This is a genomic window from Methylobacterium sp. J-072, assembly GCF_022829425.1.
Classification (GTDB): Bacteria; Pseudomonadota; Alphaproteobacteria; order Rhizobiales; family Beijerinckiaceae; genus Methylobacterium.
Genome location: NZ_JAKSYK010000170.1, coordinates 15,064 through 37,495 on the forward strand (window position 1 = coordinate 15,064; position 22,432 = coordinate 37,495).

General features: G+C 68.3%; 20 protein-coding genes. 13 read left to right on the forward strand and 7 right to left on the reverse strand.

What is annotated here, in order from left to right:
• Positions 1–5: 5 nt before the first annotated feature.
• The gene (locus MKK67_RS19385) at positions 6–527 is read right to left on the reverse strand and encodes an acyltransferase (protein WP_243968412.1); all 522 of its coding nucleotides are present in this window, start codon (positions 525–527) and stop codon (positions 6–8) included.
• A gap of 249 nt (positions 528–776) precedes the next feature.
• Here MKK67_RS19385 and MKK67_RS19390 point away from each other — a divergent pair, with 249 nt between their 5' ends.
• The 4 genes from MKK67_RS19390 to MKK67_RS19405 all read left to right on the forward strand — a co-directional run bounded on the left by MKK67_RS19390 (position 777) and on the right by MKK67_RS19405 (position 7,677).
• Positions 777–2,138 (forward strand): polysaccharide biosynthesis/export family protein, encoded by a 1,362-nt coding sequence (locus tag MKK67_RS19390; protein ID WP_243968414.1) that lies wholly within the window; start codon positions 777–779, stop codon positions 2,136–2,138.
• Positions 2,139–2,391: 253 nt separating this feature from the next.
• Positions 2,392–4,788, forward strand: a complete 2,397-nt coding sequence (locus MKK67_RS19395; RefSeq protein WP_243968416.1) for a GumC family protein — start codon at positions 2,392–2,394, stop codon at positions 4,786–4,788.
• A 211-nt stretch (positions 4,789–4,999) separates the two neighbouring features.
• Positions 5,000–6,163 (forward strand): glucosyl transferase, encoded by a 1,164-nt coding sequence (locus MKK67_RS19400; RefSeq protein ID WP_243968418.1) that lies wholly within the window; start codon positions 5,000–5,002, stop codon positions 6,161–6,163.
• Positions 6,164–6,849: 686 nt separating this feature from the next.
• On the forward strand, positions 6,850–7,677 hold the full coding sequence (locus tag MKK67_RS19405) for a LuxR C-terminal-related transcriptional regulator (protein WP_243968421.1): 828 nt from the start codon (positions 6,850–6,852) through the stop codon (positions 7,675–7,677).
• A 143-nt stretch (positions 7,678–7,820) separates the two neighbouring features.
• On the opposite strand, the gene MKK67_RS19410 is transcribed toward MKK67_RS19405, so the two are convergent.
• Positions 7,821–9,203 carry a UDP-glucose dehydrogenase family protein gene (locus MKK67_RS19410; protein WP_243968424.1) on the reverse strand — a complete coding sequence of 461 codons (1,383 nt, stop codon included), beginning with the start codon at positions 9,201–9,203 and terminating at the stop codon, positions 7,821–7,823.
• A 344-nt stretch (positions 9,204–9,547) separates the two neighbouring features.
• Here MKK67_RS19410 and MKK67_RS19415 point away from each other — a divergent pair, with 344 nt between their 5' ends.
• Together MKK67_RS19415 and MKK67_RS19420 are read left to right on the forward strand one after the other, a co-directional pair.
• The gene (locus MKK67_RS19415) at positions 9,548–9,769 is read left to right on the forward strand and encodes a DUF6894 family protein (RefSeq protein WP_243968426.1); all 222 of its coding nucleotides are present in this window, start codon (positions 9,548–9,550) and stop codon (positions 9,767–9,769) included.
• A 70-nt stretch (positions 9,770–9,839) separates the two neighbouring features.
• Complete coding sequence (locus MKK67_RS19420; RefSeq protein WP_243968429.1) at positions 9,840–10,067, forward strand: hypothetical protein; 228 nt, start codon at positions 9,840–9,842, stop codon at positions 10,065–10,067.
• Between the two features lie 59 nt (positions 10,068–10,126).
• On the opposite strand, the gene MKK67_RS19425 is transcribed toward MKK67_RS19420, so the two are convergent.
• Positions 10,127–11,767, reverse strand: coding sequence for a methyl-accepting chemotaxis protein (locus MKK67_RS19425; protein WP_409568422.1), 1,641 nt, complete (start codon positions 11,765–11,767; stop codon positions 10,127–10,129).
• Positions 11,768–12,274: 507 nt separating this feature from the next.
• Between MKK67_RS19425 and MKK67_RS19430 the strand changes: the two genes are divergently transcribed.
• Together MKK67_RS19430 and MKK67_RS19435 are read left to right on the forward strand one after the other, a co-directional pair.
• The gene (locus MKK67_RS19430; protein ID WP_243968433.1) at positions 12,275–12,580 is read left to right on the forward strand and encodes a hypothetical protein; all 306 of its coding nucleotides are present in this window, start codon (positions 12,275–12,277) and stop codon (positions 12,578–12,580) included.
• A gap of 241 nt (positions 12,581–12,821) precedes the next feature.
• Positions 12,822–13,130 carry a hypothetical protein gene (locus tag MKK67_RS19435; RefSeq protein WP_243968435.1) on the forward strand — a complete coding sequence of 103 codons (309 nt, stop codon included), beginning with the start codon at positions 12,822–12,824 and terminating at the stop codon, positions 13,128–13,130.
• A gap of 21 nt (positions 13,131–13,151) precedes the next feature.
• On the opposite strand, the gene MKK67_RS19440 is transcribed toward MKK67_RS19435, so the two are convergent.
• On the reverse strand, positions 13,152–14,177 hold the full coding sequence (locus MKK67_RS19440; protein ID WP_243968437.1) for a glycosyltransferase family 2 protein: 1,026 nt from the start codon (positions 14,175–14,177) through the stop codon (positions 13,152–13,154).
• 200 nt (positions 14,178–14,377) lie between these two features.
• Between MKK67_RS19440 and MKK67_RS19445 the strand changes: the two genes are divergently transcribed.
• Positions 14,378–15,214 carry a glycoside hydrolase family 16 protein gene (locus tag MKK67_RS19445; protein ID WP_243968439.1) on the forward strand — a complete coding sequence of 279 codons (837 nt, stop codon included), beginning with the start codon at positions 14,378–14,380 and terminating at the stop codon, positions 15,212–15,214.
• Positions 15,215–15,813: 599 nt separating this feature from the next.
• Here MKK67_RS19445 and MKK67_RS19450 read toward each other — a convergent pair.
• Entirely contained in the window at positions 15,814–16,551 is a 738-nt protein-coding gene (locus MKK67_RS19450) for a sugar transferase (RefSeq protein ID WP_243968441.1), read from the reverse strand.
• A 214-nt stretch (positions 16,552–16,765) separates the two neighbouring features.
• Here MKK67_RS19450 and MKK67_RS19455 point away from each other — a divergent pair, with 214 nt between their 5' ends.
• Positions 16,766–16,918: a hypothetical protein gene (locus tag MKK67_RS19455; RefSeq protein WP_243968444.1), complete on the forward strand. Its 153-nt coding sequence runs from the start codon at positions 16,766–16,768 to the stop codon at positions 16,916–16,918.
• A 380-nt stretch (positions 16,919–17,298) separates the two neighbouring features.
• Positions 17,299–18,486, forward strand: coding sequence for an acyltransferase family protein (locus MKK67_RS19460; protein ID WP_243968446.1), 1,188 nt, complete (start codon positions 17,299–17,301; stop codon positions 18,484–18,486).
• 3 nt (positions 18,487–18,489) lie between these two features.
• Here MKK67_RS19460 and MKK67_RS19465 read toward each other — a convergent pair whose 3' ends face one another.
• Positions 18,490–19,716: an acyltransferase family protein gene (locus MKK67_RS19465; protein WP_243968448.1), complete on the reverse strand. Its 1,227-nt coding sequence runs from the start codon at positions 19,714–19,716 to the stop codon at positions 18,490–18,492.
• Positions 19,717–20,027: 311 nt separating this feature from the next.
• Positions 20,028–20,249, reverse strand: a complete 222-nt coding sequence (locus tag MKK67_RS19470) for a DUF6894 family protein (protein WP_243968450.1) — start codon at positions 20,247–20,249, stop codon at positions 20,028–20,030.
• Between the two features lie 462 nt (positions 20,250–20,711).
• On the opposite strand from MKK67_RS19470, the gene MKK67_RS19475 reads away from it, so the two are divergent.
• Positions 20,712–21,743 (forward strand): glycosyltransferase family 2 protein, encoded by a 1,032-nt coding sequence (locus MKK67_RS19475; RefSeq protein WP_243968452.1) that lies wholly within the window; start codon positions 20,712–20,714, stop codon positions 21,741–21,743.
• A gap of 5 nt (positions 21,744–21,748) precedes the next feature.
• A partial coding sequence (locus MKK67_RS19480) for a glycosyltransferase family 2 protein (protein WP_243968454.1) occupies positions 21,749–22,432 on the forward strand: 684 nt, incomplete at its 3' end.

Consider the following 22,432-nt stretch of genomic DNA (forward strand, 5'->3'; position numbering starts at 1 on the left):
TCCCCTCAAGCGATCTGCAGAGGCTTGGCCGCGGACGGCCGGCGGGATCGCGCGCGCTTCTGGCGCGTGTCGCCGATGACCCGGGCGGGGCATCCGGCCACGATGGCGTAGGGCGGGACGTCGCGGGTCACGACCGCGCCGGCGCCGACCAGGGCGCCCTCCCCGATGGTGATGCCGGCCACGATGGTGGCGTTGGAGCCGAGCGACGCACGGTCGCCGACGACGGTCTCGACCAGCTCCCAGTCGCCGTCGCGCTTCAGGCTGCCGTCTTCGTTGGTCGCCTCGGGGTAGCGCTCGTTGGTGAAGACCACGCCGTGGCCGACGAACACTTCCGCGCCGATGAAAACGCCCTCGCAGATGAAGGTGTGCGAGGAGATCTTGCAGCGGGGGCCGATGGTGCTGCCCCGCTGGATCTCGACGAACGGGCCGATGCGCGATCCGGTCTTTATTTCACATCCGTAAATATTAACGAGATCCGGGTAGAAAATACCCACATCCCGCTCAATATCCGCATCGGTAATCGGCATCCCCGTCGCTCCTTCTGCCGAACTTCTGTGCGGCAAAACTGCGCGGAGCTGTGGACGATCGGGAACCCAGGCTTTCGATATTGATGATCCCCCGAAAGGCGCACCGCCCTCGTCCCGGGCGACCGAGCCCCGGGGGGCCTACCTCGAAAGAGGCAGAGACCGGCGCCGGGCGGTGCGGCCGGTGTCCTTTTGTACGAGTCCCGGCGAGCTCGGCCGCCGCGCATCATGCGGGATGACCTGCACCCGAGCATGAAGGGACGACGCGTGAAGACCTGGTCCCGTCCGGCCCGTTCCGAATTCTTCGCCGAAAATCCCGCCCGGCGCGCGCCCTCGCTGCGACGGGTCTGCGCCGCGAGCGCGGCGATGCTGGTCGTCCTCGGCGCCCGCCCGGCTTTCGCCGAATACCGGATCGCGGCGGGCGACACCCTGGAGGTGACGGCGCTCAGCATTCCCGGATTCAAGCAGGAGGCGACGGTCGGGGTCGACGGCACCGTCATGGTGCCGCTGCTCGGCGACGTGCCGGCGGCCGGGCTGACCGTCGCGGAGCTGCGCAAGACCCTCCAGAAGTCGCTGCCGGCCAAGGCGGTGCGGCAGCGCAATACGGACGGGCGCGAATCGATCGCCGTGATCGAACCCGACGAGATCGGGGTGCGGATCGCGAAGTACCAGCCGGTCTACCTGAGCGGCGACGTGACCAAGCAGGGCGAGCACCCGTTCCACCCGGGCATGACCGTCCGGCAGGCGGTGGCGCTGGCCGGCGGCTACAACCTCCTGCGCTTCCGGATGGAGAACCCGGTGGTCGAGAGCGCCAACCTGCGCGCCGAATACGATGCGGTCTGGGGCAGCATCGCCCGGGAGAGCGCCAATGTCTGGCGGCTGAAGGCGATCATCGCGGGGGCGCGTCCCGACAAGGCGGCCCAGGCATCGCCGGCCGGCACGGAGGCGCCTCTGAACGTGCCGCCGTCCCGGGCCACCGTCGCGCAGAAGCTCGCCGAGCAGCAGCTGCGCGTGCAGATGACCGACATCGGCAAGGAGAAGGACCATCTGCAGCGCGCCCTCGTCCGCGCCCAGGGCCAGCTGGTCAGCCTGACCGAGCAACAGGCCAAGGAGAAGGAGGGCGTCACCGCCGACGCCGACGAGTACGACGCGGTGCGCGCCCTGTTCCAGCGCGGCGCCGTAGTCACGACGCGCCTGACCGATGCCCGCCGGGCGGTGCTGCTGTCCTCGACCCGGGCGCTTCAGACCACCGTCCAGGTGTCCCAGCTGGAGCGGGACAAGGGCGAGCTGACCCGCAAGCTCGAACGGGTCGACGACCAGCAGGCCCTGGACGCCATGGAGAAGCTGCAGGTCTCGGAAGACAACCTGACCGCGCTCCGCTCGCGCCTGAACAGCATCAACGACAAGCTGGTCTATACCGGCGCCCTGCGGACCCAGCTCCTGTCCGGCAACCGCGTGCGGGCGTCGATCGCCGTCTTCCGCCCCAACAAGACCACCCTGAACCTGACCGACGCGGCCGAGGATACGGAGCTTCAGCCGGGCGACGTCGTGGAGGTCGTGCTCAAGCCGGACCCCGCCCTGCGGGGGATCGGCGACGGTGCCGGCCAGAACTGACGCCGCCAGAGGTGAGACCCCGCCACGGCGACGATGTTCACATCGTCTTCTCAAGGGCGGACCGCGCTCTCCTCCCCCCTGCGGGGAGGCGTTGGCGGTGGGGGTGGCTCAGACGGCACCGTGACGCTCGATCCCGCACCACCCCCACCCCTGCCCCCTCCCCGCAAAGGGGAGCGAAAAAGCCCAGCGGTTCAGGCTCTTGCCGCCGAACCCGACCTGTGAAGCCGCAAGCCAGCCGCGTGAGGGAAGAGCCATGAACAGACACTCGACCAGCGCGTCCTTCCTGCGGGCCGATCCCATCGGCCCGGCGCGATCGTGGCGGGACGGGCCGCGCGCACCCGACGCCGAAGCCCAGGTCGCGATCCTGACGATCATACGGCGGAACTGGCGGTCGATCCTGGCGCTCAGCGGCGTCGGGTTCGTCGCGGCGATCATCTACGTCGCCACCGCGCCGTCGATCTACACCGCCAAGGCGCGGGTCTATATCGAGAGCCGCCCGAGTCCGGTTACCGCCCGCGACACCCCGGGCGGGGCGTCCCCCCTGGAGATCGCCGAGGTCGAGAGCCAGGTCGAGTATATCCGCTCGGAGAAGATCGCCCTGGCTGCCGTGCACCGGCTCGACCTGCCGCCAGCGCAGGAGCTGTCGGTGCCGCCGCATCCGCTGGTGGCGAAGGTCCGCGATGCGCTGGGTGCGGTCAAGCTGTTCGTCGGCCGCCTGATCGGCCTCTCGCTCGCCGCCAAGCCGCCTGTCGCGGCGAGCCCGGAGGAGCGCCAGGCCGGCATGGTGCGCGAGAACCTCGAAGCCTCCCGCATCGGCGCGGCCTACGTCATCGAGGTCGGCTACAGCCTCGACAATCCCGCGGCCGCCGCCGCCGTCGCGAACGCGGTGGCGGACGCCTACGTCGCCACCCAGCTGGAGAACCGGTCGCAGATCTGGAAGGTCGCCGGCGACTGGATCCTGCCGCGTCTGAAGGAACTCCAGCAGCGCGCCAGCGAGGCCTCCCGGGAGGCCCAGACCTACAAGGCGGAGCACGCGATCATCGATCTCGGCAAGCGCGGCCTGGTGGGCGAGCAGCAGCTCGAGGAGCTCAACACCGCGGTCGCCTCCGCCCGGTCCAAGACCGTGGACGCCCGCGCCACCCGCGACCAGATCAACCTGCTGCTCGCCTCCGACATCGCCGATCCAGGCATGACGGAGGCCTTCAAGGACACGGTGATCATCCAGCTGCGCAAGCAGTATGTCGACCTGGTGCAGCGCTCCGACGACCTGAAGCGCCGCCTCGGCCCCGATCATGCGGCGGTCCTGGCGATCCAGAAGGACGTGCTGGCGGCCAAGCAATCCCTGCGCGCCGAGCTGGAGCGCCTCGCCGCCTCACTGGACCGCGACTACGAGGTCGCCAAGGCGCGCGAGGACAGCATGACGGCGTCCTTCGACGCGATGATCTCGAAGACGCTGGTGACCAGCAACGCCCGCGTGAAGGCCAAGGAGCTCGACCGGGCCGCCGAGACCTACGACCAGATCTACACGAACCTGCTCAGCCGCTACATCGACGCGGTCAACCAGCAATCCTACCCGCAGGCCTCCGCCCACGTGATCACCCCGGCGAGCGTCCCGGAGCGCCCGAGCGCGCCGCGCGGCGGCCTGATCGTGATGCTCGGGATGCTGGTCGGGGCCGGGATCGGGGTGAGCGGCGCCTTCGCGCGGCACTGGTTCGACCGGACCCTGCGGGCGCCCGGGCAGCTCACCGGACAGGGCCTGTCCTGCCTGGCCGCGCTGCCCGAGCTGCGGCGCGAGCCCGGCTACCGGGCTGCCCTGTCACTGGCGCAGAACCATGCCAGCGAAGCCCTGCGCCCGGCGAGCGTCGAGGCGTTCAAGGCGAGCGCCGTGCGGTTCATGCCGCAATCGGTCTTCGTCGAGCGCCTGCACAGCCTGAAGACGCATCTGCTCGGCAACGACCGCCGCGGCCCGGTCTTCGCCATCGGGGTGACCTCGGTCGGCGCCGGCACCGGCAAGACCACCTTCGCGAGCAACTTCGCCCAGCTTCTGGGCCGGTCGCGCTCGGCCACGGCCAGCCGGATCCTGCTGATCGACGCCGACGTGCGGCAGGCGACCCTGTCGCAGCTCAACCAGGCCGCCGACCAGCCCGGGCTGCTCGACGTGCTCGCCGGCCGCTGCGGCACCGAGGAGGCGGTCCGGCACCCGCTCGGGGATGTCCGCCTGCTCACCTGCGGCAGCCTCCTCCCGGGCGACCCGCATTTCAGCGACCTGATGACTCCGGAGGCCATCGCCAGCCTGGTCCAGGACGAGCGCACCCATCTCGACCGGATCGTCGTCGACCTGCCGGCGGTGGACGAGTTGCCGACCCTGCGGCCGCTCCTCGACATGCTGGACGGGATGATCCTCGTGGCCGAGGCCGGCAAGACCAACATCGACGACGTGGTCGCCGCCGTCCAGGACCTCGAATCCGTCGGCTGCACCGTGTTGGGCGTCGTGCTCAACAAGACCAACACCACGCCGGCGGTCCGGCGCGGCACGATCGTGAACGCCCTGGTCCAGCGGGCCGCGGCCGCAGCGGCCCCGGCCCGGCTCGCCCGATCCTGGCGGCGCCGGCCGGCTGCCGACGTCACGGATTCCGGGGCCTCCGCGTGACGGGGGTTCGCCGGTCGGATCGCCCAGGCGGACGGAAGAACCCGGCCGCCCCCACTCACGCCCCTCATCCTGAGGTGCTGCGCAGCAGCCTCGAAGGAGGGCTCCAGAAACCGCCGCGGTCCCTGGAGGGCTCCTTCGAGGGCTCCGCTGCGCTCCGCCACCTCAGGATGAGGGAGTTTAATGGGATGGCCGTCGCTTGGTGCGGCACGCCATGACACAGACCCACCCCGAAACCGCAGTGCTCGGCCGGGTCGCCTTCTTCGGCCATGACCGGATCGAGCCGACCATCCGGAAACGCGTCGGCGCTATCCGGGAATCCGGCTGGTCGGTGGTCGAATACATGTTCGTGCGGGCGCGAGCCGGCCTCGCCGATCCCGCGCGCACCAGCGACACCGTTTCCCTCGGGCAGACCGTGGACCGGCATTACGGCCGGCGGCTGCCGGTGCTCGCGCTCGGGATCGTCCGGGCGCTGACGCGATGGCGCGACCTGCGCGCCGCCGACGTGGTCTATGTCCGCAACCTCGACATGGCCCTGGTCGCCTGGGCCTCGGCCCGTCTCGCGGGCAGCCGCGCGCCGCTGGTCTACGAGGTGCTCGACATCCAGCGGCTGATGGTGCGCCGAGACAGGGTCGGGCGGATCGCCCGGGCGGTCGAGCGCTGGATCCTGCGCCGCAGCGCGCTCCTCGTCGTCAGCGCGCCGGATTTCGTGACCCGCTATTTCGAGCCGGTCCAGGGTTTTTCCGGCCCGTGGCACCTGCTCGAGAACAAGGTGATGGCCCACCGCCTCGCCGAGGTGGCACACCGGCTCGATCGCGGCCGCGTCGCGGGACCGCCCTGGGTGATCGGCTGGTTCGGCACGCTGCGCTGCCGCCGGAGCCTGACGATCCTCGCGGCGATCGCGCGGGCGCTCGGCAATTCGGTGCGGATCGTCATCGCGGGCCGGCTCTCGGAGGAGGATATCGACCCGGAGGTTTTCGCTGCGACGCTGAGCCGGCATCCGAACATGACGTTCCGCGGCCCCTACGCCAATCCCGGTGAGCTGCCCGACATCTATGGCGGCGTCCACTTCAGTTGGGCGGTCGATTACTTGGATGACGGCCTGAATTCGGACTGGCTGCTGCCGAACCGGCTCTACGAGGGCGGGTTGTGCGGGGCTCTGACGCTGGCGCGCGCCGAGACCGCCACCGGCCGCTACGCCGAGGCCGAGGGGGTCGGCTGGGCCTTCCCGGAACCGCTGGAGGACTCGGTGATCGCGTTCCTGCGCACTCTCGACGGCGCGACCTACGCGCAGAGGCAGAACGGCCTCCTCGCCTGCGAGACCTCGAAATTCGTGGACGACCACGGCATGCGGGACCTGCTGGCGCGGATCGCGTGATCGGCTGGTCGACGGCCGGCGAATCAGTTGCCCGCGGATCCGTCCGGCGCGCGCGCCGGACCTCGATTCGCCGACGATTCGCCCCGTTCGGGCCGTCACGAAGCCCGGGACCGTCGAGGCGCCCGAAAAATCAGTCCCTATAGACCCTCTATTTTGCGAAAACTGTTTTTCAGGCGGCTGGTCGCTCACATGCGTGACGCGCGTGCGAATCGAATTTGAACCGGCAAACTAGACCGACGAATACCGGTTTCAATAACTGAATTCGACCCTGGGAACGTCCGCTCGCACGGATGAAAACACCGGGGCCGCAGGTTTCATATTACGGGCCACTAAAACTTCAGCTCGATCGCTCCGATACCGGCGCAATGGCCTGGCGAACAGTCGCACACATGAAAAGACCTGGCGAATGCCGGCAAGATCTTTCAGTGACGCCGGCCCCGATTGGACGACACGCTACGTACGTAGTTCGTAACTGAATTAACCTGCGTAGAAATTTAATCAAACAGACGCCGATAGGGTATTTACAGCGGATTTTACGAAAGTTAGCATTATATCCGCGGTCATCGAGAGCCATCCAATAAGGCTCCGGACGGACCGCAATCCGCCAGTGTCACGCCGATGGCGAGTTCATTGGGTTCCTACGCCCTCGTCTGACAATGGGCTCCTGCGAAAGGGGGTAACTTCTTATGGCCAGTCTTGGTACTCGAGACGAACGCGTCATCGTTGAGCGGGATAGTCTCCAAAGCCGCAGCGGCTTTTCGGGCGCCCATGGCGGTGACGGTCCGGCCGTCATCGAGCAGCGGGACCCGACCCTGGCCCGCACGAACCGCATCGTGATCATCGATCGGCGGCAGCTGGTCGGTCGATGCCTGGCGGCGTCCCTCCGGGAAGCCGACAAGGATACGGTGTTCGAGGTCTTCCCGGACATCGAGAGCTGGAAGCGTCAGACACCGTTCGCGGCCGCCAACGTGGTCGTGCTGTGCCGGCCGGACGGCAACCTCTCGGAGACCGAGTGGGCCGAGATCACCCGGGAGCTGGCGCTGCTGCAGGGCGAGGCCGACGCCCCGCCGGTGGCGGTCATCTCGGACGGGGAGAACCTCGACCAGATCGTGCGGACCATCAAGCTCGGGGTGAAGGGCTACATCCCGACCACGACCTCCGTCGACATCGCGCTGCAGGCGCTCCAGCTCGTCCAGGCGGGCGGCGTCTACATCCCGGCGGAATGCCTGTTCCCGCTTCTCGCCAGCATCAAGGTCGAGGAGCCGGTCGAAGCCAGCGAGGACGAGATCTTCTCCCCCCGCCAGCTCTGCGTCGCCCGGGCCTTGCGCAAGGGCACGCCGAACAAGATCATCGCCTACGAACTCAACATGTGCGAGAGCACCGTGAAGGTTCACGTCCGCAACATCATGAAGAAGTTGAAGGCGAAGAACCGGACCGAGGTCGCGTACCTGACCAACAAGTACTTCCTGCGCGAGGATTCGAGCCTGGCCAGCATGAAGGCCCCGGCGGCCTGAGCGTCGCCCGACGAAGACCCGTACGACACAAAGCCGTGCCCGATCCGCTGTGATCGGGCACGGCTTTGTCGTTGTGTGCTGCATGGACACCCGCTGCCGGGGCCTCGCCCCGATCGCCCGATCCGGCGACCAGGGCGGGCATTTCAGCCGGCGGCGAGGAGCGACCGGACCGTCGCCTCGGACGACGTCGCCGGCCGGGCGGCCTCCCGATCGAAAGCCGGCTCCTCGGGGCGGCCGACGCTGCTGTAGGAAAACCCGTGGAGCCGGGCCTCCTCGGGCCGGTAGACGTTGCGCAGGTCCACCAGGATCGGCGCCCGCATCGTGGCGCGCAGCCGCGCCAGGTCCAGCGCCCGGAAGGCGTTCCACTCGGTGACGATCACCAGGGCGTCCGCGCCCTCCGCGCAACCGTAGGGATCCTGCGCGAAATCGACCCCGGGCAGGAGCGGCCGGGCCTGGTCCATCCCCTCCGGGTCGTAGGCGCGGACCTGGGCGCCGGCATCCTGCAGGCCGGTGACGATCGCCAGCGACGGCGCGTCGCGCATGTCGTCGGTGTTCGGCTTGAAGGTCAGGCCCAGCACCGCGATCGTCTTGCCGCGCACCCCGCCGCAGGCCCGGATCACCTTGCGGGCCATGCCGCGCTTGCGCTGGTCGTTGACCGCCACCACGGTCTCGACCAGCCGCAGGGGCGTCCCGGCGTCCTGGGCGGTCTTGACCAGGGCCAGCGTATCTTTCGGGAAGCACGAGCCGCCATAGCCCGGCCCCGCGTGCAAGAACTTGCCGCCGATCCGGTTGTCGAGGCCGATGCCGCGGGCGACCTGCTGGACGTCAGCGCCGACCTGCTCGCAGAGATCCGCGATCTCGTTGATGAAGGTGATCTTGGCGGCCAGGAACGCGTTGGCGGCGTACTTGGTCAGCTCCGCGGTGCGCCGCGAGGTGACCAGGATCGGCGCCTCGTTGAGGTAGAGCGGCCGGTAGACCTCGCGCATCACCGCCTCGGCCCGGGGATCCTCGCTGCCGACCACGATCCGGTCCGGGCGCTTGAAGTCGGCGATCGCAGCGCCTTCGCGTAAAAACTCCGGGTTCGACACCACGGCGAAGTCGGCATCAGGCCGCAATTCGCGGATGATGCGCTCGACCTCGTCGCCGGTGCCCACCGGCACGGTCGACTTGGTCACCACCACGGTGAAGCGGGTCAGCGCCCGGGCGATGCTGCGGGCCGCCTGATAGACGTAGGACAGGTCGGCGAAGCCGTCGCCCCGGCGGGACGGTGTGCCCACCGCGATGAACACCGCGTCGGCCTCCGCGACCGCCGCCTCCAGCTCGGCGACGAAGGACAGCCGGCCCTGGCGGACGTTCTCGGCGACCAGCGCGCCGAGTTCCGGCTCGAAGATCGGGATCTGCCCGGCATTCAGCGCGTCGATCCGGTCGCGATTGCTGTCGACGCACACGACGCTGTGGCCGAAATCGGCCAGGCACGCCCCGGAGACCAGCCCGACATAGCCCGACCCGACCATCGTGATGTTCATGCTCGCCTTGTCCTTGCCTCGTCGCACCGCGACCGCCTGGATGCCCCGCTCTACGGCGAGGCCATCGCGGCGGCACCTCAGGAACAAGGCGTAGGGGCGGTCGGCGGGACGGGGTAGGGCACTGGCGCGATCCGGCAGAGCGGCCCGGACGCCCCGAATACCGGCTGGATACCTCGCAGGGCTTAGGCCCCGGGAATCCCGCATTGTTCCTGACGCCTGCGTGAGATCAACCAGCCTAAAAGCTAAGTCTTTTTCTCTCCTTTTAGGGCTGGATGTCGGAGGGTTTAGGCGGGCAGGATCGTCAGGCCGAACTCGCTCGGGGACTTTGGCCAAGGAGAGTCCATTTGGCCGCGCGTTTCTACTTCGAGCTGGCGAACGCGGAGATCACGCTCCACGACACGACCGGCGTCGAGGCCGCCGACTTGGCGGAGGCCCTGTTCGAGGCGCGCAGCGTCATCGCCGAGATGGCCGACGAGATCGCCGAGGAGCCTGCGGGGCCGCCCTGGACCCTGCTCGTGCGCGACGAGGCCGGATGGCTCGTCGGACGCCTGCCCGTCCGGAAATGAGCACCCCGCGGTTTACCAGTTGTTAACCCTTCGTTCGGAGGATCGGGCGAGCCTTCGATCGCGAGCAGCTATGGCCAGACCGACCTCGTCGTCCCCGCAGGATCTGCACGCCGCGGCGCTGGCGGATGCCACCGCCACCGACATGGCCGGCGCCGCCCAGGCCCTGGCCCGCGCCGGCGATCCCGCGACCGCAGAGGCCCTCCGCACGATGGCCCGGCACAACCGGATCCTGGCGCTCAAGCTCCGGGCGATGCAGGGCCTCACGCAGGGCCGGATGGGCTTGGCGCGGATTTTCTGATTGCGGAAACCCGGGGTCTTCCGGGCCCGGACGACCGTCGCGATCGCACTCCAACCCCCTCACGCGGCCCGCAAGGTGGCCAGGAAGCGATCGACCTCGGCCGAGAGGCGCTCCGACTGGTGCGACAGGCCGGTGGCCGCCGAGAGGACGTTGCCGGCCGCTGCGCCGGTCTGCTCGGAGGCGTCCGCGACCCCGACGATGTTGCCGGTCACTTCCTTGGTCCCGGCGGTGGCCTGGGCGATGTTGCGCACGATCTCCTGCGTCGCCGCCCCCTGCTGCTCCACAGCCGCGGCGATCGAGCTGGCGACCCCGTTGATCTCGCGGATCCGGTTCGTGATCGTGCCGATCGCGCCCACCGCCTCGCCCGTCACCCCCTGGATGCGGCCGATCTGACCGGCGATTTCTTCGGTGGCCTTGGCGGTCTGGCCGGCCAGTTCCTTGACCTCGCTCGCCACCACGGCGAAGCCGCGCCCGGCATCGCCGGCGCGGGCCGCCTCGATCGTGGCGTTCAGCGCCAGCAGGTTGGTCTGCGCCGCGATGGCCGAGATCATCTGCACCACGTCGCCGATCCGGTTGGCCGCCGCGCTCAGCTCGGCCACCAGGGCGGCGGTCTGGTCGGCCTCGCCGACCGCTCGTTGGGCTAGGTCGGTCGAGCCCTGCACCTGCCGGCCGATTTCCTGGATGGAGCTGCCGAGTTCTTCGGTGGCGGCCGCGACCGTATTGACGTTGACCGCGGCCTCCTCGGCCGCCGTCGCCACCGCGCCGGATTGGGTGCCGGCCTCCTGGGCGATGTCCGTCATCACACGGGCGGTGGCCTGCAGCTCGGTCGCCGAAGACGCGACCTGCTCGACGATGCCGGCGACCGCCTGCTCGAAGCTCTGGGCCAGTTCCAGCCGGACGCGCCTGCGCTCGGCGGAGGCGGCGGCCTCGACGGCCCGCTTGCGCTCGGCCTCCTCGGCGGCGCTGCGGGCGACGTTCACCTTGATGCCCTCGACCGCGCGCCCGACCGCGCCGATCTCGTCGCCGCGCCGCGCCTCCGTGATGGTGGCATCGATCTCGCCCTTCGCCATGCGCTGGAGGACGGTGACGAGGCTGCCGAGCGGCCGCGTCACACCGAACACGATGATGACGGCCGAGAGCGCGAGGGCGATGAGCAAGCCCGCCACCGCGGAACCGATCAGGACCAGCCGGGCCTGCGCGGCCGCGGCTTCCGTCGCTTTCTTCCCGTCGGCGAGCCGCGCGTCGACCCGGTCCTCGTAGATCCGCGCCGTCTGTTCGAATCGCTTCGCGATCTCGCGGCTCGCCACCATGGCCAGTTGGGTCGCGGCGGCGCGATCCTTCCCAAGGGCGAGGGCATTGGATTTGTCGAGGACGCCGTAATAGTCACGCGTGACCTTGCCGATATCGATCAGCAGATCGCGGACTTCCTGCTTCAACGCGCCCGCGGCGAGGCTCTCGATATTGTCGGCCGTGCGCTTCACCGAGTCACGAAAGGCTTTCTCGAACTCCGGGAGTTCGCTCTCCGGCTGACCGATGAGAATGTTGCGGTTCATCAGACCGGCCGTCTGGAAATCCTGGCGCACCTGCGCGAACGCCTCCAAGCGTGCGACGTAATAATCGACCAGGACGTGATTCCGTTCCGTAATGTCACCCAACATACTGAGTGTGTAATAGATCGTTCCTGCACTCACGAGTGCCATGATAAGAATCGGCAAGGACATCTTGTATGCAATTTTGCATTTTTCTAGGATCAACATAGAAGATTTCTTTTCCAGACACCGATGCCACTAGACTACAATCCCACCATAACGTTAATCAAGTGGCTTGACATGAGAATTTGTCTTAGCTAATGCTTTGTCGGCTCTACACTAGAACATGTTATGGCTATTTATCACAGTATAGATATACCACTTATAGATGGATATTCGATCGCAGCCCAATTTATCGAAGAATCCTGATGACGGTTCACGCCTGGCAGGGCCGGAAATCTCATGTTCCAATGCTCGGCCGATCGACGCCCCTTTAGAGACGGCTCTCAAGTCTCGATCCGATACATTGCCGCGACTGGATCAATATCCGCCTCGCATGCGGCCGCTAAACAGCTGGAAACTCAATAAAAATATGGAGACAATCATTTTTCTAGATTGTCCGAGACCGAACAGACTGATAGATTTGCAACATAGCGCTTGACAGGGAATTCACCCGCCGTGCCCCCCACACAGAGCGAGACCAGCGAACTGAGCGCAAGCCTGGCGCTCGATATGGTCGGCCGCGCCTATCTAGCTCTGGCGCTCCTCTACGAGACCGCGCATCCGGGCGAGTTCGAGGGCGTCCAGCAGAAGATTCGCGCGTTCGTCGAGGACAATTTCCGCATCATCCAGGAGACCAGCGGCCGCGAAATGCTTGCCGCCGGGACGGTCGAGGGCGCGGCCCATCTTGTGAACAGCGTCCTGGTCGAGGTCGAGAACAAGATCGCCACCATGATCCGGCCAAGCCGATACATGCAAGGCTGAGGTCGGCGCGCGGAGTAGAGCCGTCCCCAATCGCGGTGCGCTCGCTGACGTCGAACCGGTCTCCACTTCGGCCGCGAGCGCTCTAACGCCGCCAGAGATCCGACTGTTGCCGTTGAGCCATGAGCCCGTGATAAATGTCGCGCCGCGCATCGGCGATGACAATTGCCATGACGGGAAGCGTCGACAGTGTTGATAAGGCATGTTACGCCCCAATAAGGGCGGAAACTAGTTTATCGGCACGATGAAGATCAGCGAAGATTGCGACCGGGGCTCGCACAGCGCGGATGTTGCACTCGAGGTTTTGGTGCGCGCCTATCATGCCTTGGCCGTGGTCTATGAGCTTTCGAATCCCGGGGCCTACTTGGCGCTTCATGGGAAGATGATGCCGTATCTGTTGGACAGCTTCCGGGACCCGCAAGCCGCGCAGTCGGGCGATCCTCAGATCACAGACTTGTTCAGTGCCGCGCTGGAGCGGGTGCGCTGCGCGCTCGACGACGTCCAATGCGACGTGTCTGCCGTCCGGACGCAGAACGGCGCGCGCGAGCTCTGACGAACCCGGCCGGCCGCGCGCTTATCGCGCCGGTCGCAAAAACTGGCCCGGCCCGAGCAGGAGACGCGGCGGCGCATCCCCCTCCGGACCACGGGTCGGACCGAACCGCGCCAGCTTGGCATCCAGGGTCTCGGACAGGATATGCCGCCACGCTCGGGGCGCTTGGAGCAATTCACGCACCGCCGCCGCGTAGCCTTGCGAGCGCCGGCGGTCGAGGACGCGCCGGTGCTGCCATTTCCGCATCGTGGCGTCGCGATGGGCCCGCAGAGCCTTGCGGGCCGCCGGGGTGAGCCCCGACCGGGCGAGCATCGCGTCGTTGAAGGTGATGATCGCCCCCAGGTCGTCGGTCCGATGCTGCGCGCTCAGCGAATCCGCGCGCTCGATCGCCACGTAGCCGCAGGGCGCCGTCACGGCGAACACGGCGCCCGCCGCCAGGGCCTCGACATAGAGGGCGTAATCCTCGCCGAGCCGCAGCCGCTCGTCGTAGCGCAGCCCGTGGCGCTGCAGGAACGACCGCCGCATGATCGGCTTCAGGAACCCGAGTTCCCGCCGGTGCTCGCCCGCGCGTCCGATGTTGCCGGAGACGAAGGCCTCGAGTGAGAGACGCTGCGGCTGGCCGGGCCCGGTCACCAGACCGGCGACGGCGGCGGCGGCGTTGCCCCGGACCAGGACGATGTCGTCGGCGATCAAGTCCCAGGTGCGAGGGGCGGCCAGGAGCCGGCCCAGGCGCCCGTCCAAGAAATAATCGTCGGCGTCGAGGACGCAGAGCAGCCGCGCGGTCGCGACCGCCAGCGCCGCGTTGCGGGCCGCCGCCGGCCCGGCATTGCGCGTCAGCCGCAGCAGCTTCAGCCGGCCCGAGCCATCGCCGGCGGCTTCGGCCGCGGCGGTGGTCCGGTCCGTGGAGGCGTCGTCGACGACGATGACCTCCGCGACCTCGGGCTGCCGGAGCGCCGAGGCGACCGCGGTCGCGATGGTGGCCTCGGCGTTGCGCGCCGCGATGATGACGCAGACATCCGCTCCGTCGGTCTGGGCCTGGACGCTTCGCACCGGACGACTCCAAAACGCCTTCGGCCGGCGGGGCCGGACGACCATCCCGCACGCTAGGCGGCCTGCGCGCGGGACGCGAGATCGTCCAAAAGGAGGGCTCTGGCGCCGGATCCGTTCGTCCGAAAGATCACGGCCCGGTCGGCTGATCGCGCCGATACTCCCCTCGGATGCCCTGCTTTGGCTCAGGCGAGGATGTGAGCATGACGAGACCGCGCCGCCCGATCCGCCGCGCCTGCCTGGCGACGGCCCTGCTGCTGCCGGTCCTGGCGGCCGCGGCCGAGGACAAGGCCGCTCAACCCACCGGCGACGCGCCGGCCTTCCGGGGCGGCAGCTCCTTCGTGGAGACGTTTTCCACCCTCGGTGACCGGCGCTGGTACATCTCCGACGGCTGGGTCAACGGCGAGTTCCAGAACTGCACGTGGTCGCGCCAGCGCGTCCAGATCCCGACCTCCGGGGAACTGACCCTCACCCTGGCCGACAGCCCCTACAAGGACCGTACCTTCAGCTGCGCCGAGATCCAGACCAAGGAGCGCTACGGCTACGGCACCTACGAGGTCCGGATGCGGGCGGGCGCGGCCTCCGGGCTCGTCTCGGCGTTCTTCACCTATAACGGCCCGGAGGACGGCGACCGCCGGACGAACGACGAGATCGATTTCGAGTTCCTGGGCAAGGACACGAAGGGCGTCCAGCTCAATTACTTCACCGGCGGCACCGGCCAGCACGAGACCATCGAGAATCTCGGCTTCGACGCCGCGACGACCATGGCCGATTACGCGCTGGAATGGCTGCCCGACCGGATCCGCTGGTCCGTCAACGGCCGGCTGCTGCGCGAGGTGCGGGCCCTGCCCGACAAGCCGATCCCGTCGCATCCCGGCAAGATCATGCTCAGTCTCTGGATGGGTCAGGGCGCGGACTTCGTCTCCTGGCTTGGGCCGGCCAGCTACCCGGGCCGGCCGATCACGGCCACTTTCGAGCGCGTCGCTTTCACCAAGCTGGGCGATCCCTGCGGCTTCAAGGGCTCGATCGTCTGCCGGTAGGGCTGTTTCCGACCGCGTTGGAACACGGCACACGATGGGGGCTGGCCTCGTCTTGATCGGCGCCCGTCCAATCCAACCCCCTCAGCCTGAAGCGGCGGCGCGCGACGGCGCCCTCGAAGGAGCCCTCCAGTCTGCTCGCGATCCCTGGAGGGCTCCTTCGAGGCTCGCTGCGCTCACACCTCAGGATGAGGGGGTGGGTTGGATGATCGTCGCTCAGGACCGGATCGACGGTTTTATCCGCTCAGCCGACCGCCCAAGGCAGCGTCGTGCACCGCGGCATTGCGATCGGGAATGGCTCTGAGGCCTTCTGAACGCGCTCGCTGACGCCGAACCGGTATCCATTTCGGCGGCGCGCGCTTTTGGGCCGTCATTATGCGGGTGCCCAGGCTCCGGGCTCGTCCTGAGCCCGGGATTATTGAGACGGTAACGGTCCGTTAACCATTCCCCTGGCAGGCTGAGGCTCGCGGTCACTGCGGGGCCAAACGATGTCCGGGATCAGCCTTCTCGTCGCGCTGTATGCGGTCGGCTTCTTCGAGTTCTGGCGCCTGTGTCTCGTGGCGCCCTTGGAGAACGACGACCCGGCCTGACGGCCGCACGCGTCAGCGGCTCCCGCGCTGGCGCAGGACCGCCGGCACCGTGCGCAGCATGATCGCGAGGTCCCGGCGCAGGCTCCAGCGGCTGGCATAGTCCAGGTCCAGCGCCACGCGCTCGGCATAGGTGGTGTCGCTGCGCCCCGAGACCTGCCACAGCCCGGTCAGGCCGGGCGGGACCGAGAAGCAGGCGGCGAACGCGGCCCCGTAGCGGACGACCTCGCCCTGCACGATCGGGCGCGGCCCGACCAGGCTCATCTCGCCGCGCAGCACGTTCCAGAGCTGAGGCAACTCGTCGAGCGAGGTCTTGCGCAGCACCTGACCGAGGGTCGTCACCCGGGGATCACGGGTCAGCTTGTGCGTCGCCTCCCACTCGACCCGGGCCTGCGGGTGCGCTGCGAGATACCCGGCCAGGATCACGTCGGCGTCCGGGACCATCGAGCGGAACTTCAGGCACCCGAACGGACGCCCGTGCCGGCCGAGCCGCACGTGCCGGAAGATCGGCGCCCGGCCGTCGCTGGCCCAGATCAGCACGGCGATGAGCAGCAGCAGCGGCAGCAGCAGACACAGGGCCGTCAACGCCACCGCGGTATCGAGCCCCCGCTTCGTCGTCCAGCCGAGCCGGAGCCCGATTCGCGCGGGAGAGGCGGTCGGCAATGTCTTGACCAACGCTTCGTTGATCGTCTCGACCATATGGTGCGGCGACGACGGGGTGATGGAGGTGGGGGTTCCAACCGGACGCAGCATGGCGGCGGCTCCTCACTCGGTGCGAAAGGTGCGAGAGACGGTGCAAGAGACGGTGCGAGATGTGATCAAAACCCGGGGCTCCGCGCGGCCGGACAGGACGTCGCCCGAAGCGGGCAAATATCTATCACCCGAATGCTTGGGGATGTTGGCGCATCTGCAAACATGCGAGATACAGAAACGACGAGACGGCCGAATCATCAGTGGAGGTAAGTAATTGCTGGTCCTACTGGTCTTCGCCGCTCTGATCGGGGGCGCGATCGGCTTTGCCGTGGGCCTGCTGCAGGGTTGGCTGGTCGCGCTGCTGGCGGCCCAGGCCGGCGCCGCATTCGCCGTGGGATTGGTCGTCTTGCTCGGGATGCGGCGGTGAGCGTCTCGAAGCGGCCGGACCGTGCGTCCGCGTATCGTGCAGGGACGCTTTGAGGCTGCCTGCGGCAGGGATTGCCGCAAGATATCGCATCGTCCGGAAACCGGCGTATGTGAGCGATGACCGATCACATCAGTGTTCCACCCGGAATCGGACGGGCCATCGCGATCATACCCCAGACTGACAGTGTTAAACAACCCTAAACACGACGGGATCAATGCCGAATACAGCAATGCGGCAGATGTTCGGGCGGGCTCGCCTACGCCGATCGAGGTAGGCCGGTCCCGCGCCGGGCCGGCCTATACAGCCGGACCGAATCGGACGAGGCGTGCATGGTCCCGTTAGAGCATCGCCCCGACAGGTGGCCTCCGGCTTTCGGGACGATGCGAATCAAAGAGCTGGCGCATCATCCCGAACGGTGGCTGCCGGCCTTCGGAAGAAGGCGATGCGGTGCCAAGGACCCACAGAATCGGCCGGGCTCCGATATCCGGCCCGATGCTGAGGAGCGCCGCATCATCGGGTTCGACGGCCTGCGGGCCGTGGCCTTCCTGATGGTCTTCGTGAGCCACAAGGCGCCGAGCCCGCGAACCGAAGCAGTCGGCAGCGCCGGGGTCTGGCTGTTCTTCGTGCTGAGCGGCTTCCTGATCGTCCGGATCCTCGCGGCATCCCGGGTCCGCATCGAGGCTGGCGCGGCGACGCCGATGGACAGCCTGCGGGTGTTCTACCGGAATCGATTCACCCGCATCGTGCCGGTCTATTACGTCTTCCTGCTCGTGCTCTACACGACCCCGCTGGGCCGCTCGCTGAACCTCGGCGACGAATCGTTCAAGCTCGCGACCTGGCTGTACGGGACGAATTTTTATGTCGAGCGCCACGGCTGGGGGACGGAACTCGGGCACCTCTGGAGCCTGGCGGTCGAGCAGCAATTCTACCTGCTGTTCGCCCCGGCGGCCCTGTTCCTGCCGCGGCGTTATCTGGGAGCTTTGTGTGGCGCGCTCATCGGCGCCAGCGTGCTGATGCACGCCGCCCTGTGGTGGGCCGGCGCGTCGCTGGTGAGCTTCGATGTCGACACCCTGGCCAATCTCGGGCTGATCGCGCTCGGCGGCCTGGCGGGGCTGCACACGAAACCCCTGCCGGGCTGGCTCCGGAACGATGCCGTCCTGGTCGGCGTGCTGGCCGCGTTCCTGGCCCTGCCGCTCCTGGCCGGGGAGCCCGGCCGGTGGCTGCTCCTCGGTCGGCTCAGCGGGATCCTGGCGGCCCTGCTGCTGCTGCAGATTGCCCAATCCCCGGGGAGCCGCGCGGTGGCGCTCCTGGACAGCGCCTGGCTGCGCCGGATCGGCGTGATCAGCTACGGTGCCTACCTGTTCCACGTGCCGCTGCATGCGGAGCAGGTGCTGGCGGCTCTCGGGCTCCACCTCGCCGCGCCGCGCTCCGTCACTCTGGCGCTGGACCTGGCGCTGACCCTTCTGCTGGCGGAAGCCTCCTGGCGGCTCCTCGAAGCCCCCGCCCGCCGGATCCTGCGGGCACCGGCGCGGGCGGCTCGGCGCCCCGCGCTGATCAATCCGCTGTAGACGTCATGGATTCAAAAGGTCTTCGACCTTTTGCGGGTGCAGGGCGGAGCCCTGCGAGCCTCGGGACGCTGTCCCGAACCCTGCCAAAGGGCTCGCCCTTTGGAAACCGAACCTTGTCCTTGCGAGGGCCGCGACGGTGCGGCTCGCGATCCGGCTGAGCCGCTTGCGGGCGCGCAGGCATGGCCGCTCGATGCCGTGCCACGACAGGGCCGCCGCGCCGATCGTCGGGCCAATGGCGAGTAGGACCAGCGGCGTCACCGAATCGATCTGCGGGACCAGGAAAACCACGATGTTGAGGATCAGGCAGTGGTACAGATACAGGCCATATGAGTAATCGACTTTGTACGGCCCGATCCTGCCGCCGAAATCCGTGACGCCGATCCAAACCGCGATGTAGGCGAGGCACAGCCCCGACAGGGCAGGATCGACGAGATGCCACCGGTCCGGGCCGAGCCAATGGGCGAGGCCGCTCCCCGCCAGCGCCGCCGCGAACAGCCGGCCGTCGCGGGGCACGGCATCGCGCCAGACATAGAGCAGGCAGCCGCAGAGGAAGGCGGCGAACAGGATCGCGCCCCGGCCGAGGAAGAACAGGCGGAACAGCCCGTTCCGCTCGAACAGGGGCAGCAGGCCCAGGGCCTCCAGCAGGGCGGGCGTGACCGCGAGCCCCACCGCCACCGCCAGGAGCAGCCGAGGGCGCCGCAGGAGCCCGATGCTGATCAGGGCCGCCATCAGGCCGTAGCAGGCAAGCTCGTAGGCGAGAGTCCAGAGGGCGGCGTTGACGATGCCGGGCTGCCCGTTCTGGATGAAGACCCCGGGAAGCTGACCGCGGAACAGGCCGATGCTGTTCGCGCCATACTGCCAGACCGCCGGCTGCGCGAAATAGGCGGCCGGGTCGTAGGTGGAAACCATCGGGCCGATGACGAGGGCCGCGACCAGGCTCACGGCGGTGAGGGCGGGCAGGATCCGCAGGGCCCGGTTGACGAGGAACAGCCCGACCGGAAGCCGCGACGCGCTTCCGGCGACCAGAAAACCGCTGACGCCGAAGAACAGCGGCACGAGGCTGCCGGTCAGCGGCGTGAGCGTCTCGGTCCAGAGCCTGCTGCCCACCGTGGCGCCGGCATGGAACATCATGACCAGCAGCGCGAGCACGAGCCGCAGGGTGTCGAAGCCTGCGCCGTAGCCACCGCCGGCCGCGAGCGCGGCTCCGATCGTCCGTTCGCGACGGACCATTTGATGAAGCATGACCGGGCCTTGCACGGACGCGCACCGGGACGCGGCGCCTCCGACCCATGCCACCGGTTCGCCCGCAGCGAGAGATGGCCGCGGGCGCGCAAAAGGAGGGATCCCCCACCAGATCTCGGCTTCGAATTCGGCTTACCTCCACCCTCGGTGGGTGCCGGTCCTCTCCAAACGGCGTAGCAAGTCTGGATGGGGCCGCTGCGCGACATGCCGGACGCTAAGATCGTGTCCGAATATCATGACGTGTACGGAGCCGGGAATATATTCATATCGGCAATCAGACAGATCGAGTGCGCCTCCGCCTACCGTCTGATCGGCAACCGCGCCAGCACGGTGCCGGTCCCGTCCCGGACCACGAGGGCCCAGGCGGTGCCGGGATCGTCGGCGCAAACCTCGTGGGCCATCTCCTGGATGACGCTGCGCGCCTCGGTGAGCGCCTCGGCCAGATCCGCCGCCTCCACGCCGTCGTGGTCGCGGATCGTCTCCCTGCCGTTCTCGACATCGAAATAGAACCGGATGGGCACCGAGATCCCCCGTGATTGATGCCCTCGGAGGGCCGTCCGTTCGTGGCTGCGCGGCCCGGCTGCGCCCGACAGCAATCATCTGGAGACATAAAGTTTAACAAATATCAAAGCTGATTTCGCCGGGCCCGTGGCAATAATGTCTGAATTTTCGTATAATAGTCCAATATTGGTATCGATCATTGCCCATTCGATGAAGACGCAGGGCGAAATGCGGTATCACCGCCGATTCGGCGGGGCCTGCCCGTAAACCTTCGTCGGTTCGGCCGGCCGAAAATAATCCGTCCCGGCTCCGGACCTCGACCTTCCGAGCTCAATCTTCGCCCTAAGACGGCGTGGCAACCGCGCTACGCCCCGCCCTACGCCCTTTGAGCGTCGTGCACCGGATTCGCTTCGCGGCATGCTGGGCCGCGGCCGGGAAGACCGCCCGCGCGCAAGCGCCGGGGGTAGCGGGCAGGACGAGTGATGGCGAATCAGATCGTGGCCGATGCGCGGGATGTGTCCGTGGACATCTCGTTCCTCATGGCCGCCCACAATGCCGCCCCGTGGATCGAGACCGCGATCCGCTCGGCCCTCGATCAGGCCGGCGTCGCGGTCGAGATCCTGGTCGTCGACGACGGCTCGGTGGACGGGACCGCCTCCGTGGTCGCGAGGCTGGCGGCGGAAGACCCGCGCATCCGCCGGATCCCCCTTGACGGGGCGCAGACCGGCGCGCCGCGCGGGCCGTCCGCCGCCCGGAACGCCGCCCTCAAGGCCGCCCGGGGCCGCTGGCTGGCGATCCTCGACGCGGACGACCTGATCGTCCCGGACCGGAGCCGGACCCTGCTGGATCTCGCCGCGGCCACCAATGCCGACCTCATCGCCGACAACCCGATCCCGTTTTCCGGCGGCTTCGACCCGCACGGCGCCGGCATGCTGGAGCGCGGCCGGGAGCCCTACCTGTTCACGGTCGATCTCGCGCAGTACCTGACCTGCAATCGGATGCTCACCCCGGGGGTGAAGCTCGGCTATCTCAAGCCGATGCTGCGGGCCGACTTCGTCCGCCGGCATGGCCTCCGCTACGACGCGGAAGTCCGGATCGGCGAAGACTTTTTGTTCTGCGCGGCGGCGCTCGCGGCGGGGGCCCGCTTCGTCGTCAGTTCTTACGCCGGCTACGGCTATCGGCGGGGGCCAGCCTCGCTGTCCCACCGGCTGCATCTGGCCGACATCCAGCGCCTCGATGCCGCCTTCGCGGCCTGGGCCGAGCAGCGAGAGCGGTCCCCCGAGATCGGCCAGGCCGCCCACGCCTATCGCGACAGCCTCGCCACCGCGCAGGTCATCGCCCGGGTGATCGACGCCGCTCAAGGCGGCCACTGGCTTCGGGGCGCGGCGCTGGCGCTCGCGCGCCCCCGGGCCTGGCGGCTTCTCACCGGCTCGCTGATGGCGGCGGCGGGCAACCGCTTCAAGAAACGCCTGCGTCCGGCGCTGCCGGACGCCCTCCCGGCCGGACAGGGGTAAGCCGCATGCGCCTTTGCATCTGCATCTGCACCTGCGAGCGCCCGGCGGGGCTGGCGCTGCTGCTCAGGGCCATCGACCGGCAGAGGCTCGGCAGCCTCGCCGATTCCGCCCTGCGGATCCTGGTGGTCGACAATGGGCGCAGCGATGCGGCCATCCCGGTGGTCGAGGCCTATCGGAATGAGGGGCGCTTCCCGATCACCTATGCACGAGAGCCGGTCCGGGGCCTGGCGGCGGTGCGCAACCGCAGCCTCGCGGCGGCCCATGCGCTCGGCGCCGACTGGATCGCACTGATCGACGACGACGAGGTCCCGGACCCGGACTGGCTGCGCAGCCTGCTCGACACCGCGCTGCGGGTCGGGGTCCCGGCCTGCGTCGGGCCGGTGGTGCCGCTGTTCGACCGGGTCCCCCCCGCCTGGGCCACGGCCGGCGGCTTTTTCGCCAAGACCCTGCCGGTCCGCAACGGCCTGGTGGCGGATGCCTATACGGCCAACGCCCTCCTGGACCTCCGGGTGGTGACCGCGCTGGGCCTGTCCTTCGACATGCGCTTCAACACCATGGGCGGCGAGGACACGTTCTTCTTCCACGCCCTGCTGCGCGCCGGGCACAAGATCGCCTGGGCGCCGGACGCGATCGTGTACGACAGCATCCCGGCCCACCGGATGCGGGTCCGCTGGCTTCTGGCTCGCTGG

Excerpts from the sequence above, each read along its gene's own strand:
- MKK67_RS19445 (WP_243968439.1), top strand. The coding sequence starts at position 14,378 with ATGACGAGACCGCGCCGCCCGATCCGCCGCGCCTGCCTGGCGACGGCC.
- MKK67_RS19395 (WP_243968416.1), top strand. The coding sequence starts at position 2,392 with ATGAACAGACACTCGACCAGCGCGTCCTTCCTGCGGGCCGATCCCATC.
- MKK67_RS19465 (WP_243968448.1), bottom strand. The coding sequence starts at position 19,716 with ATGGTCCGTCGCGAACGGACGATCGGAGCCGCGCTCGCGGCCGGCGGT.
- MKK67_RS19385 (WP_243968412.1), bottom strand. The coding sequence starts at position 527 with ATGCCGATTACCGATGCGGATATTGAGCGGGATGTGGGTATTTTCTAC.
- MKK67_RS19460 (WP_243968446.1), top strand. The coding sequence starts at position 17,299 with ATGCGAATCAAAGAGCTGGCGCATCATCCCGAACGGTGGCTGCCGGCC.
- MKK67_RS19450 (WP_243968441.1), bottom strand. The coding sequence starts at position 16,551 with ATGCTGCGTCCGGTTGGAACCCCCACCTCCATCACCCCGTCGTCGCCG.
- MKK67_RS19425 (WP_409568422.1), bottom strand. The coding sequence starts at position 11,767 with ATGGCACTCGTGAGTGCAGGAACGATCTATTACACACTCAGTATGTTG.
- MKK67_RS19410 (WP_243968424.1), bottom strand. The coding sequence starts at position 9,203 with ATGAACATCACGATGGTCGGGTCGGGCTATGTCGGGCTGGTCTCCGGG.
- MKK67_RS19390 (WP_243968414.1), top strand. The coding sequence starts at position 777 with ATGAAGGGACGACGCGTGAAGACCTGGTCCCGTCCGGCCCGTTCCGAA.
- MKK67_RS19420 (WP_243968429.1), top strand. The coding sequence starts at position 9,840 with ATGGCCAGACCGACCTCGTCGTCCCCGCAGGATCTGCACGCCGCGGCG.
- MKK67_RS19400 (WP_243968418.1), top strand. The coding sequence starts at position 5,000 with ATGACACAGACCCACCCCGAAACCGCAGTGCTCGGCCGGGTCGCCTTC.
- MKK67_RS19405 (WP_243968421.1), top strand. The coding sequence starts at position 6,850 with ATGGCCAGTCTTGGTACTCGAGACGAACGCGTCATCGTTGAGCGGGAT.
- MKK67_RS19435 (WP_243968435.1), top strand. The coding sequence starts at position 12,822 with ATGAAGATCAGCGAAGATTGCGACCGGGGCTCGCACAGCGCGGATGTT.
- MKK67_RS19475 (WP_243968452.1), top strand. The coding sequence starts at position 20,712 with ATGGCGAATCAGATCGTGGCCGATGCGCGGGATGTGTCCGTGGACATC.